We start from the raw sequence: 11,211 nt of genomic DNA, 5'->3' as shown, positions 1-11,211 counted from the left end.
CGTCAGGCGGGCATGCCCTCCACCGGCGTTGCGGGGTTGGATCTCAGGCGGTGTGGGGCGGTAGGCCGAGGAACTGCTCGATGTCGGCGATGGCGTCTTCTACCGTGCCGCCGATCGCGGGGTCGTGCAGCCGGGCGCGCAGCGCGGGGATGACCCGGTCGGTGTCGAGCCGGTGGTGGATGCGGGCCAGGTGGCCGAGGCAGATCGCCGCGGTGGCTCGGACGTCCTCCTCCGGGTGGTCCAGCAGACTGAGGTAGAAGTCCTGGCACCAGCGCCAGTCCGCATCGTGTAGGGCGAGTCCGACCATCGAGTCGGTGAGGGTGTCGATGTCGCCTGCCGCTAGCGCAGCGGTGGCGGTGTCGTGAGTCGCCGGGGCCGGCTCGTAGTAGCTACGTTGTGTGCTCAATCCTGGTCCTTCAGCGTCGGTCTGCCCTTCTTGTCTACCAGCCCGGCCCGCTTGAGGACGTTACGCATGTCGTCGTTCAGGCCGTCCGAGCTGTGGTCGTCCCAGTGGCGGACGTGGCCGTGGTAGATCTCGACGACGTCCTCGCCGGGATTGCGTGGCTCGATGCGGCGGTGTCGGTCGAGGATGACGATCTCGCCGGTCTCGTGATCGACGCCGATCCGGCGGCGCTCGTTGGTCTCCTTGATCTGCACCGAGCGGTCGAGCGCGGCCTGGCCGTTGGTGGGGGCTCGGCTTGCGCTGCCCATGGCCAGGTTGCGGTCAGTGTCCCGATGCTTGGGCCGCTGCTCGTCGCCGACGTGGTACTCCCGCCGTACCCGGGGAGTCTTGGCGAGTTGGGCGACCGGCTTGACCAGCGCCGACTCCACCTGGGGCGGCACGGCCGCGTCGCGCAGGCGTCTGTTGCGGCTGCGCTTACCCACCGAGGATCGCCTGTAGTGCCATGTCGATGAGCTGATCGATGATCAGACCGGTGATCATCTTGAAGATCGGGATCTCCAGCAGGGACGCGCCGAAGGTGGCCACCGCCGTGGCGACCGCCTGGGCGATCTGGACGGCCAGGATGACTAACTGGACGATGATCTGGACCTTCAATGCCAGCACGACCGCGGCGACCACCACGTAGCCGGCGCCCAGCACAATGGTGGCGGTGGTGTTCCCGGCCAGTACGCCGCCCGGGCCGTCGCCGCCGGACCAGTACGCCTCGAAGGCCGCCACCACGTCCCCCTGGTTGCCGCCAGTCACCTCCACGGCCAGCGCATCAGCCTCCCGACCCACCTCCTCGACTGTGGTGGCGAAGTCCATCCAGACCTGCCCGAGCTCGAAGAGCTTCTCCTCGTCGCCCTCCGGCCAGTCGTATCCGATCATGCCGAGCAGGGAAGCGAGCTCACCCGGGATGGTCATGCCCAAGGGTCAGCTCAACTCCTCGGACAGTTCGCGGAACCGGGCGGTCAACTCCTCCTCGACGGCCGTCATGTCCTCCGCGAGCGTCATCAAGTCCTCGCCGCAGTTCTGATACTCGTCGGCCATCGCGGCGCAGCACCGCAGCAGATAGCCGGACACGACCGGAAAGGACAGGGAGACCAGGGTGCCGAGCATGTCGCCGCCCCACGGCTCGCCGAAGCCCGTCAGCCGCGCGTCGAGCGTGTCGAGCGCGGTCGCCAGCCGATCGCCCACATCGGCGAGCCGAGCGCCGGCCACCCGGACCTGATCCGGATCGAACTCCAACGACATCATCAGCCTGCTGTCCGGGCGATCCGAGCTTGGGCGGCGGTGAGTGTGCTCAGGAACGCTTGCATCTGGCGCACCGACTGCTGTTGCACGTCTTCGAGGCGTTCGAGCAGGACCGCCGGATCCGGTACGTCTGGTGCGTCGGCGATCGTTCGGGCCCGCAGGTCGTCGAGGGCGGCGTTGACGGCGATCGTCAACTGTTCGGCGAGATGGCCGCTGCCCTGACGTAGCGCCTGGGGCGCCAGGGTGATCGACTCGATGCGACCGCCGGGAGCGGCTACCACGGTGATCAGGCCGTCCGCCGCGTTGGCCTCGCCGCAGGTCTCGGCGCTCTCCGCCGCGGGGCGATTGGCCCGCAATTCCCGAAGGGTGCGAAGGGCGCTGTCCATTGACTGGCGGAACTCGTCGGCGCTGGCCGTCATGAGGGCTCCTCTCCGACCGGTCGGCAGCCTCCCGGCGGCCACTACCTGTTCTGGACACAGCGGGACCGGGTGCGTGCCGTCCACTTGAGACAGGCGATGAACGGAGGGTACCCGATCGGTTACTGCGGCAGGGGGCGCCCGCAGTGAGCCTTCCGCTCTCTGCCACTTGTTGACGAGGGACCGCTGGGATCGGAAGCCGGGAACCATGCCCCAATCCGTCCAGTGCCCGGAACCTTGGAGCACCCACGGAACGGCCAAACCTGAGCGTGCGACTCACCGGGATGCCCGGGGTCGAGCGTGTCGGCGGCTTGTTCAAATGGGCTGGTGACGGCGACATCAACCGGTCCTGCAACTACTGACTGCGCCTGCGGCTGCGCCGACGAATTGGCCCTGCTTCGCGCAGAAGTGGCAGCCGTGCGGGCCGACGTTGCTCGACCGCTGACGCCAGCCGCTGGAGCAATGGCCCAGGGGCAGACGGCCGCCGGTCGATCGGTGCCGGCGGGTGCCCGGAGAGCGGCTCGCAATGGAGCGGGTGGCACTGTTCCGGTCCCTGTTCGTCGGGCGTGACGACGGGTACGCCCAGCGGTGGGAAAGGGATGGCCGGAAGGGCTGGTACCCGCAGCTGGAACGGTTACCGGGACAAACATGGCAGGAGGCGAAGGAGGCCCGCCGGTACCCGCCGTTGACCGACGATGTGCTCCACGATCACCTGTCGGGGGAAGATCAGCGCCGGGCTGACGCCCAGTCGTACGTCCAGCCCGCCGAGACTGCCGGTGTTCCGACCGCGGTGGGAGTCTCCCGCTCGGGGCAGGCCGCCCATGTGTGGACCTTCTTCTCGGAGCCTGTGCCGGCATTGGACGCGCGGGCGTTGGGGTCGGGCATCCTCGTACTCAGGGATGAGAGGTGGAGCGATCGTCGCATTAATGATACGTTCGCTCCATGTCCAGGCGCACGGCGTTGGCCGCGATCAGCCCGGTGGCCAGCGAGCAATGGGGCATGATCACCGCAGGGCAGGCTCGCCGTCTTGGTGTGTCCCGGCAAGACCTGAAACGACTCGTCGATGACGGCACGCTTGCCATCGCGGATCAGGCCGTACGCGTGTACCGGCTCACGGGTGCGCCCGAAGACCCAGAGCTGGATCCGCTACGCGCGGCCTGGCTGCAACTCGGGGGCGCCAAGTCGTGGCACGAACGCACCACCGCCCCCGATGCCATCGTCAGCCACCGCAGTGCCGCGCATCTACGCGGCCTCGGTGACCTGATTCCGCATCAGCACGAGTTCTACGCCACCACCCGGCTGCGACCTCGCCGCAACGACATCAAACTGCGCGTCCGTTCGCAGATCGCGCCGGATAGTTGGGAGGCCTGGGGTGGCCTGCCGGTACGCACCGCGCCAGCGATCATCGACGATCTGCTCACCGACAGGGAGGACGAGTCCGCAGTGGCACAGGTCGTACAGGACGCTCTCGCTTTGGGCCTTCTACACAAAAACGCACTCAACGCCATCATCGCGCCCCACGCGGTCGCCTACGGCCACTCCGACCCGGCAGAGTTTGCCCGCGTGCTCGTCGGCGAGGAGACGCGTAGATGAGCGGTTCCACGTTCCGGCATGAGACGCCCTCGGCGTTCCGGACGGCACTCAAAGAACGTTTCGGGCAGATCGCCCGTGCTGACCGGCGCTATCGACTCGACGAACTCCAGCGTCAGTTCGCCTACGACCGGGCACTCGCCCGGTTGTTCAGATCCGATGACGCCGACCGGTGGGTGCTCAAGGGCGCTGGGGCGCTGTTGGCCCGGCTTGCCACGGCCCGGCACAGCAAGGACGTCGACGTGTTCTTCAACGCTACCGACGCCGATGTCGACGACGCCGTCGACGCTCTGCGTGCCGCGCTCCGGATCGACCTCGGCGATCACTTCGCCTTCGACGTCATGCGTGTCGCTCCCCTCCAAGAGGAGGCCAAAGGCGCCCGCGTATACGTCAACGCCCGACTCGGTCCGACGTCGTTTGCAAGCTTCCACATCGATGTTGTTGTCGGCACCGTCATGACCGGCACGCCAGACGTCGTCGCTCCGCTGACGCCACTGAACATCGAGGGACTCGTTCGGCCGAACTATCGTGTCTTTCCGATCGCCGACCACTTGGCCGACAAGCTCTGCGCGACCATCGGTACCTACACCCGGGACGGGCAGCCCGCGAGCAGCAGCCGGGTCAAGGACCTCGTCGACATCGCCATCATCGCCATCACGCAACCATCAGCGCCGATACGCTGCGCAGCGCTGTCGCCAGCAACGCGGCGATGCGCAAGATCGAGCTTCCCGAACGATTCGTCGTGCCCGACGCCGTCGGCTGGGCCGTACGCTATGCGAGAGTCGCGGCAGAGGCACCCGGCACCGTACCGGACTACGACACCGCCGTCAGCCTCGCGAGCCAGATTTTCGATCCCGTGCTCTATGGAACAGCGACCGGCGTCTGGGACCCCTCGGCGCGAACCTGGGTCCTGTAGTGATCTCACTGTAGGATCAAGCACCGCAGCCGGCGCGTCCCGCGCTCGTCTGCCGCTCAATTCGGATGGATCGGCCTGGATGCCTTGTGGCGTCAAGGTGATGTGCCACGCTGCGGCTCGGCTTCACCTCTGCCGAGCACGACGGCCGTGATCGATCCCCGCTGGGTCATCAGCCGAGGCCGGCTCGGTCGAGGCGGTCCAGCAGGCTCGGCTTGCGGGCATGCAGCTCCCGCAACTGCCGCACCCGCCGATGAAACGCCTCGGTGTCGCCGTCCCGTTCGGCCAGCGTCTTCAGGTCGGACAGCAGCGCGACGGCGGCGCCGTACTCCTTCGGCTTCTTCGTCTCGATCATCGCGGCCACCCGGTCACGTTCGTGTTCTTCCGCGAACCGGGCGGCCTGCATCTTCTCACCGCCGCGCGGCACTGGGCTGCGGCAGCCCGGCGTCGTTCCGTGCGGCGAGCAGCCGTCGGCTGCCGGTAAAGCCGTGCAGGCGACAAGCGCGGCGCGCGACGTCGCCTGGCCTCGTTCCAGAGCTGGGTGCTCGGTGGGTGCTCGCACACCAAAGCCCAAAAGCCGACAAATGCCCGCACCAAGAGCAACGCGAGATAGTGGTACTGGGCCCTTTCCCAGTTCAAACGTGGGCCGCCTGGGACTCGAACCCAGAACCTAAGGATTAAAAGTGCCCAGAACGTGACAAAATGCTCCCCCTTCACCTGCTGTCCGGATTCCGGATACGTCGTCCGGCTGCGTCTGTGCTGGTCCGCGCAGTGCCTACGTTGAGTTGCGTCGTGGTGAGTGGGTTGGCAGAAGTGGGAGTCCGGGAATCGTGTCCGTCCGGCATCGGGACATCCGAGCACCCGTGGAGCACCCGTGATGCCGGTGCGGCCCGCTCGTTGCCCGGTTCCGCCGTGACCCCGGGAACCCGCCACCACTGCAACGCCCGGATGGAGCGATCGTCGCAATAGTGTTACGCTTGCTCCATGTCGAGGCGTACGGCGCTGGCTGCGATCAGCCCGGTGGCCAGCGAGCAGTGGGGCATGATCACTGCGGGACAAGCTCGCGGTCTTGGTGTGTCCCGGCAGGACCTGAAACGACTCGTCGATGACGGCACGCTTGCCATCGCGGATCAGGCCGCGCGCGTGTACCGGCTCACGGGCGTGCCCGAAGACCCGGAGCTGGATCCGCTACGCGCGGCCTGGCTGCAACTCGGGGGCGCCAAGTCGTGGCACGAACGCGCCGCCGCCCCCGATGCCATCGTCAGCCACCGCAGTGCCGCGCATCTACGCGGCCTCGGTGACCTGATTCCACACGAGCACGAGTTCTACGCCACCACCCGGCTGCGACCTCGCCGCAACGACATCAAGCTCCGCGTACGTTCGCAGATCGCCCCGGATAGTTGGGAGGTCTGGGGCGGCCTGCCGGTACGGACCGTGCCAGCGATCATCGACGATCTGCTCGCCGACGGGGAGGACGAGTCCGCAGTGGCACAGGTCGTGCAGGACGCCCTCGCTCTGGGCCTTCTGCACAAGGACGCGCTCAAGGCCATCGTCGCGCCCCACGCGGCCGCCTACGGCCACTCCGACCCGGCCGAGTTCGTCCGGGTACTCGTCGGCGAGGAGACGCGTAGATGACCGGCCGGCCCACGTTCCGGTATGAGACGCCTTCGGCGTTCAGGACAGCACTCAAGGAACGCTTCGGGCAGATCGCGCGAGTTGACCGGCGCTACCGACTCGACGAACTCCAGCGTCAGTTCGCCTACGACCGGGCACTCGCCCGGTTGTTCAGATCCGATGGCGCCGACCGGTGGGTGCTCAAGGGCGCTGGGGCGCTGTTGGCCCGGCTCGCCACGGCCCGGCACAGCAAGGACGTCGACGTGTTCTTCAACGCTACCGACGCCGATGTCAACGACGCCGTCGACGCACTGCGCGCCGCGCTCCGGATCGACCTGGGCGATCATTTCGCCTTCGACGTCACACGCGTCGCTCCCCTCCAAGAGGAGGCCAAAGGAGCCCGCGTACACGTCAACGCCCGACTCGGCCCGACGTCCTTTGCCGGCTTCCACATCGATGTTGTTGTCGGCACCGTCATGACAGGGACACCAGACGTCGTCGCTCCGCTGACGCCACTGAACATCGAGGGACTCGTTCGCCCGAACTATCGCGTCTTTCCGATCGCCGACCACCTGGCCGACAAGCTCTGCGCGACCATCGGTACCTACGGCCGAGACGGGCAGCCGGCGAGCAGCACCCGGGTCAAGGACCTCGTCGACATCGCCATCATCGCCATCACACACGCCATCAGCGCCGATACGCTGCGCACCGCTGTCGTAAGCAACGCGGCGATGCGCAAGACCGAGCTTCCCGAACGATTCGTCGTGCCCGACGCCGTCGGCTGGGCCGCACGCTACCCGAGAGTCGCAGCAGAGGCACCAGGCACCGTCCCTGACTACGACACCGCCATCAGCCTCGCGAGCCAGATTTTCGACCCCGTGCTCGATGCAACAGCGATCGGCGTCTGGGACCCGTCGGCGCGAACCTGGATCCCGCAGTGATCTCGCTGTGGGATCGAGCGCCCGCCGCCGATACGTCCCGCGCTCGTCTGCTGCTTCGTTCGGATGGATCGGCCTGAATGCCCGGTGGCGTCTGAGCCCGACTCCGCTGACCAGGCCGCTGCGACCATAGATCTGCTCGCCGCTGATGGCCCGGCGCTCGGTCGGCCGTTCGTCGATCGAGTCAAGGGCTCGAACTACAAGAACATGAAGGAGCTGCGGTCAGGCTCGGCAGGGGGAACCGAGATCCGCATTCTGTTCGCCTTCGACCCTCAGCGGGAAGCCATCCTGCTGGTGGCGGGCGACAAGAGCGGCAACTGGAAGGGCTGGTACGAAACCAGCATTCTCGAAGCCGACAAGAAGTTCGCCGACCATCTGCGAGAGCTGAAGGGACAGCACTGATGGTGCGTAGCTGGCGGGATGTCCGCTCCCGCATGAACCTCGACGAGGCCAAGGTTGAGCAGCACAAGGAGCGCATGCGCGGCGAGGTACGCGCAACGCGACTGCGTGAGATGCGCGAGAAGCGCGGCCTGACTCAGCAGCAGGTTGCCGACCGCATGAACGTTTCACAGCCGCGCGTCGCCGCCATCGAGAGCGGCGAACTGCCGAAGGCTGAGGTCGGCACGGTTGCCCGGTACATCGCTGCCCTTGGCGGCAAGGCTGAGTTCGTTGCCGAGTTCGATGGCGAACGGGTAACCCTTAGTTGATGTTGGGGGCACGAGGGCACCTCTGTCGTTGCGCTCATGCTTGTCGTGTGCACGTCGCGAAGCCTCGGCTGCTGCCGGGGCTTCGCCGTTGAACGGGAACCTGACTGCCGCATCGATCTCGCCCGCCGCCTGCGCGTCCGCCGCTCACGGCGATGCCGTGCGAGCCGCGCTGTCGGCCCTGGGTCATACGAACGCCTGACAGGCCGTGTCCGTCAGGCGGGCATGCCCTCCACCGGCGTTGCGGGGTTGGATCTCAGGCGGTGTGGGGCGGTAGGCCGAGGAACTGCTCGATGTCGGCGATGGCGTCTTCTACCGTGCCGCCGATCGCGGGGTCGTGCAGCCGGACGCGCAGCGCGGGGATGACCCGGTCGGTGTCGAGTCGGTGGTGGATGCGGGCCAGGTGGCCGAGGCAGATCGCGGCGGTGGCTCGGACGTCCTCCTCCGGGTGGTCCAGCAGACGCAGGTAGAAGTCCTGGCACCAGCGCCAGTCCGCATCGTGGAGGGCCAGTCCGACCATCGAGTCGGTGAGGGTGTCGATATCGCCCGCCGCGAGCGCAGCGGTAGCGGTCTCGTGAGTCGCCGGGGCCGGTTCGTAGTAGCTGCGTTGTGTGCTCAATCCTGGTCCTTCGGCGGCGGGGTCGGTCTGTCCTTCTTGTCTACCAGCCCGGCCCGCTTGAGGGCGTTGCGCATGTCGTCGTTCAGGCCGTCCGAGCTGTGGTCGTCCCAGTGGCGGACATGGCCGTGGTAGATCTCGACGACGTCTTCGCCGGGATTGCGTGGCTCGATGCGGCGTCGGCCGGATCCTGCGCGCCCACCCCGGCAAGACCACCGCAGAGGTCCACGACTACGTCGACGAACACGTCGGCGTCCTCGCCGCCATGTGGCGCAAACGATCCCGCTCCTACACCCAACTCGGCTTCACCATCGCCGCAGGCGGCGGCTGACCGGGGACTGCGCCGGGTCATCAGCCGAGCCTGGCCCGGTCGAGGCGGTCCAGCAGGCTCGGCTTGCGGGCATGCAGCTCCCGCAACTGCCGCACCCGCCGCAGAAAGGCTTCGGTTTCGCCGTCCCGTTCAGCCAACGCCTTCAGGTCGGACAGCAGCGCGACGGCAACGTCGTACTCCTTCGGCCTCTTCGTCTCGATCATCGTGGCCACCCGCTGCCATTCCTGCTCCTGCCGTCCGGCGAGTGCGTTCAGGTGTCGCTCGCGGGCGGCAGCGGCCGCCCGCTCTCGGCGCTCCCGCTCGGCTGCCTCGCGCTCGCGGGCGAGCTGCTGCCGCCGCAACCAGCGCTCCCCCGCAGCGGCCAACAGCTCCCCGACAGTGCGGCGACCGCCGGGGCCCTCGTTCGGCGCCGCGCCTTGAAAACGGGCCAGCAGTTCCGACCGCAGGTGTGCGTCGTCGCCGCGCAACAGCCGTAGGACAAGATCATCCTTCTCCGACTCCGGCAGCGCCTTCACCCATCGGGACAGCGACGCCACCGATGGCGTCGCGTCCTTCAGCGGCTTGCTCGTCTCGGCTGCCACGGCGAGCAGATCCGGGTCCAGCCGCAGGAAGTCGACCAGGGCGGCCTGCGGCCCGGACAGGTCCCCCAGACCGGCCGGGACCGGCGGCTCCGGCTCGTCGTCGTCCAGCTCCCTACCCTGTACGCACAGCAGCCATGCCAGGTACAGCAGCCGCCGATCGCCAGCGGCCAACTCGGCCCGAGCGGGAAGGATCGCGGCGAGGTGGCCCCCGCCCTCGTACTCCTCGTCGCCGTCCTCATCCTCACTGTGCAGATCCACGATCACGTGCGAACGGGTTGCCCAGGAACAAGCCGACTCCCCGACGCAGTACTCCGCGGCCGTGCCCGGATCCAGCACAGCGGCCGGGAGCCGCAGCGCGATCCGGTGCGTGCCCCAGTTCGCCAGGTACAGGAACGCGTCGAAGTACCGCTGCATCCACTCCCGCGGGTCACCCTTCAGGTCACCCCACTGGTAGTCGTTGACGAAACTCGACGACGTGATCCGCGCCCGCGTCGACAACGCCCGCAACTCCCGCTGCTGCGCCGCCGTCAACGGCCGGTCGACCGCTACGAACTCGTAGTACTGGTACTCACTCACCGCCGGCATCCTCCGCCATGGGGATCATCCGTCCGCCCAGTGCCGGTACGCCTCGATCCACTCCGCGCCGGGCGGTGACGGCTCCGGCAATGGAAGATCCAGAATTCCGATCGCCTGGCGGATGCGACCTCGATGGCAGATCGCGACCACTGCGCCGTGACGCAGGTCAACGCGCCGCACCGTCACCTCAACACCCAGAACCTGCGTCGTGAACGGCACCGCCAGGTTGTCCTCGATCATCGTGAACAGGCCGGCCAGCTGCTCGTCATCGTCGTGAGCGTCGACCGTCGCTTCGCCGACCAACGCGTCCAACTCGGCCCGGCTCGGTGAAACCACCGCAGCACCCTACGACAGCCCCCGCGTTTCGTCCTGAACCACCCTGTCCACTCAGCCGATTACTATCCCCGGGCGGCCCGCCGAAGGGCTGCCGCCCCGACATGCCGCTTGCCAGCACGGGCCCTCCGGCCAACACCGCGGGCGCGGTTCGTCGCGCAGCCCCCCGACCTGCATGTTCACACCGAAACTGCCTGGTACCTCATGCTGAACGATGTGCCCTGAACCGTCGCGTGACACGGACGGCGCCGGGAAACGGACGCGCGTAGGCGGCAGGATGGGCGGATGTTCATCTTGCGCGCGACCGCGAAGCTGCGCCAACGCATCGGCCCGTCCGCCCAGCATGACGGCGAGCGGTCCACGACGTTGCTCGGCGACTGGTACGCCACGCTGCTCCCGTGGCGGCCGCAGGTCGCGCTGCTCGTCAACGAGCGGACGTTGCTGCCGGTGCTCATGGCCCTCGCGCCGGCCGCCACCATTCCGGCTCGGGTCGCCGACCAGGTCGGCGCGGTGCTCGCCGCCCACGGCGTGCCCGACCTGGTCATCCGCACAGAGGTCGACCAGATGCGCCAGTGGGACATCGCGCCGACGGCCAATCGCAGCGTTGTCGGCATCATGAACGAGTTCGCCTTCCTCGCCGACACCTGGCGCGACGCCGCCAAGCCGAACCTTCTCGATCTCGCCGTGCGGCTGGCCGCGACACCGTGCAGCCCGCTCTACAAGCGCCACGTCCGCCCCGACCGGGAGCTCGCGGCCATCGTGCAGCAGATCAGTTCGTGAAAGGATCATGGGCATGCCGGTGGTCACCAAGTTCCCGGCCGACGCTCCGTCGGGGTAGCCCTGTGCAGAGTCTGACAGCAGATCAGCGGACCGGCTGAGAGACTGCCCACGGGCGGCGCTGCC

18 protein-coding genes are annotated in these 11,211 nt (G+C 67.8%); 9 read left to right on the top strand and 9 right to left on the bottom strand.

The features are described 5' to 3' along the window. Positions 1-43 precede the first annotated feature (43 nt). From ONA70_RS16455 to ONA70_RS16435, 5 genes are read right to left on the bottom strand one after another with little or no spacing between them, the layout of a single operon-like run. Positions 44-406 carry a hypothetical protein gene (locus tag ONA70_RS16455; protein ID WP_265007315.1) on the bottom strand — a complete coding sequence of 121 codons (363 nt, stop codon included), beginning with the start codon at positions 404-406 and terminating at the stop codon, positions 44-46. Then, positions 403-885 carry a hypothetical protein gene (locus tag ONA70_RS16450; RefSeq protein WP_265007314.1) on the bottom strand — a complete coding sequence of 161 codons (483 nt, stop codon included), beginning with the start codon at positions 883-885 and terminating at the stop codon, positions 403-405. The genes ONA70_RS16455 and ONA70_RS16450 overlap by 4 nt, the downstream gene beginning before the upstream one ends. Further along, entirely contained in the window at positions 878-1,366 is a 489-nt protein-coding gene (locus ONA70_RS16445; RefSeq protein ID WP_265007313.1) for a WXG100-like domain-containing protein, read from the bottom strand. Before ONA70_RS16445 ends, ONA70_RS16450 begins: the two co-directional genes overlap by 8 nt. 9 nt (positions 1,367-1,375) lie before the next feature. Beyond that, positions 1,376-1,690: a WXG100 family type VII secretion target gene (locus ONA70_RS16440; protein ID WP_265007312.1), complete on the bottom strand. Its 315-nt coding sequence runs from the start codon at positions 1,688-1,690 to the stop codon at positions 1,376-1,378. Positions 1,691-1,698: 8 nt separating this feature from the next. After that, positions 1,699-2,115 (bottom strand): YbaB/EbfC family nucleoid-associated protein, encoded by a 417-nt coding sequence (locus ONA70_RS16435; protein WP_265007311.1) that lies wholly within the window; start codon positions 2,113-2,115, stop codon positions 1,699-1,701. 523 nt (positions 2,116-2,638) lie between these two features. Here ONA70_RS16435 and ONA70_RS36950 point away from each other — a divergent pair. The 3 genes from ONA70_RS36950 to ONA70_RS16425 are packed head-to-tail and all read left to right on the top strand — an operon-like array spanning position 2,639 to position 4,769. Then, a complete protein-coding gene (locus tag ONA70_RS36950) occupies positions 2,639-3,115 on the top strand; it encodes a TOTE conflict system archaeo-eukaryotic primase domain-containing protein (protein WP_406601199.1) in 477 nt (158 codons plus the stop codon). Continuing rightward, a complete protein-coding gene (locus tag ONA70_RS16430; protein WP_265007310.1) occupies positions 3,055-3,705 on the top strand; it encodes a type IV toxin-antitoxin system AbiEi family antitoxin domain-containing protein in 651 nt (216 codons plus the stop codon). The genes ONA70_RS36950 and ONA70_RS16430 overlap by 61 nt, the downstream gene beginning before the upstream one ends. Then, positions 3,702-4,769, top strand: coding sequence for a nucleotidyl transferase AbiEii/AbiGii toxin family protein (locus tag ONA70_RS16425; protein WP_265007309.1), 1,068 nt, complete (start codon positions 3,702-3,704; stop codon positions 4,767-4,769). The genes ONA70_RS16430 and ONA70_RS16425 overlap by 4 nt, the downstream gene beginning before the upstream one ends. 18 nt (positions 4,770-4,787) lie before the next feature. Here the strand turns inward: ONA70_RS16425 and ONA70_RS16420 are convergent, their stop codons facing one another. Beyond that, on the bottom strand, positions 4,788-5,021 hold the full coding sequence (locus tag ONA70_RS16420) for a hypothetical protein (RefSeq protein WP_265007308.1): 234 nt from the start codon (positions 5,019-5,021) through the stop codon (positions 4,788-4,790). Positions 5,022-5,635: 614 nt separating this feature from the next. Between ONA70_RS16420 and ONA70_RS16415 the strand changes: the two genes are divergently transcribed. The 4 genes from ONA70_RS16415 to ONA70_RS16400 all read left to right on the top strand — a co-directional run bounded on the left by ONA70_RS16415 (position 5,636) and on the right by ONA70_RS16400 (position 7,874). Beyond that, positions 5,636-6,250 (top strand): type IV toxin-antitoxin system AbiEi family antitoxin domain-containing protein, encoded by a 615-nt coding sequence (locus ONA70_RS16415; RefSeq protein ID WP_265007307.1) that lies wholly within the window; start codon positions 5,636-5,638, stop codon positions 6,248-6,250. Beyond that, a complete protein-coding gene (locus ONA70_RS16410; protein ID WP_265007306.1) occupies positions 6,247-7,170 on the top strand; it encodes a nucleotidyl transferase AbiEii/AbiGii toxin family protein in 924 nt (307 codons plus the stop codon). Before ONA70_RS16415 ends, ONA70_RS16410 begins: the two co-directional genes overlap by 4 nt. An 84-nt stretch (positions 7,171-7,254) precedes the next feature. Continuing rightward, positions 7,255-7,569 carry a type II toxin-antitoxin system RelE/ParE family toxin gene (locus tag ONA70_RS16405; protein ID WP_265007305.1) on the top strand — a complete coding sequence of 105 codons (315 nt, stop codon included), beginning with the start codon at positions 7,255-7,257 and terminating at the stop codon, positions 7,567-7,569. Between the two features lie 32 nt (positions 7,570-7,601). After that, positions 7,602-7,874 carry a helix-turn-helix domain-containing protein gene (locus ONA70_RS16400; protein WP_265007304.1) on the top strand — a complete coding sequence of 91 codons (273 nt, stop codon included), beginning with the start codon at positions 7,602-7,604 and terminating at the stop codon, positions 7,872-7,874. Between the two features lie 253 nt (positions 7,875-8,127). Here the strand turns inward: ONA70_RS16400 and ONA70_RS16395 are convergent, their stop codons facing one another. Further along, the gene (locus tag ONA70_RS16395) at positions 8,128-8,490 is read right to left on the bottom strand and encodes a hypothetical protein (RefSeq protein ID WP_265007303.1); all 363 of its coding nucleotides are present in this window, start codon (positions 8,488-8,490) and stop codon (positions 8,128-8,130) included. A gap of 160 nt (positions 8,491-8,650) precedes the next feature. On the opposite strand from ONA70_RS16395, the gene ONA70_RS16390 reads away from it, so the two are divergent. After that, positions 8,651-8,818 (top strand): hypothetical protein, encoded by a 168-nt coding sequence (locus ONA70_RS16390; protein WP_265007302.1) that lies wholly within the window; start codon positions 8,651-8,653, stop codon positions 8,816-8,818. A gap of 20 nt (positions 8,819-8,838) precedes the next feature. Here ONA70_RS16390 and ONA70_RS16385 read toward each other — a convergent pair whose 3' ends face one another. Beyond that, complete coding sequence (locus tag ONA70_RS16385) at positions 8,839-9,975, bottom strand: hypothetical protein (protein WP_265007301.1); 1,137 nt, start codon at positions 9,973-9,975, stop codon at positions 8,839-8,841. 24 nt (positions 9,976-9,999) lie between these two features. Beyond that, positions 10,000-10,311, bottom strand: coding sequence for a hypothetical protein (locus ONA70_RS16380; RefSeq protein ID WP_265007300.1), 312 nt, complete (start codon positions 10,309-10,311; stop codon positions 10,000-10,002). Between the two features lie 282 nt (positions 10,312-10,593). On the opposite strand from ONA70_RS16380, the gene ONA70_RS16375 reads away from it, so the two are divergent. Next, positions 10,594-11,088, top strand: coding sequence for a DUF6933 domain-containing protein (locus tag ONA70_RS16375; RefSeq protein WP_265007299.1), 495 nt, complete (start codon positions 10,594-10,596; stop codon positions 11,086-11,088). Positions 11,089-11,211 lie beyond the last annotated feature (123 nt).

This window comes from Micromonospora yasonensis (genome assembly GCF_026013475.1).
In the GTDB taxonomy this organism is placed as follows: Bacteria; Actinomycetota; Actinomycetes; order Mycobacteriales; family Micromonosporaceae; genus Micromonospora; species Micromonospora yasonensis.
The sequence above is the reverse complement of the archived record's forward strand: the minus strand, read 5'-3'. Positions and strand labels throughout refer to the sequence as shown.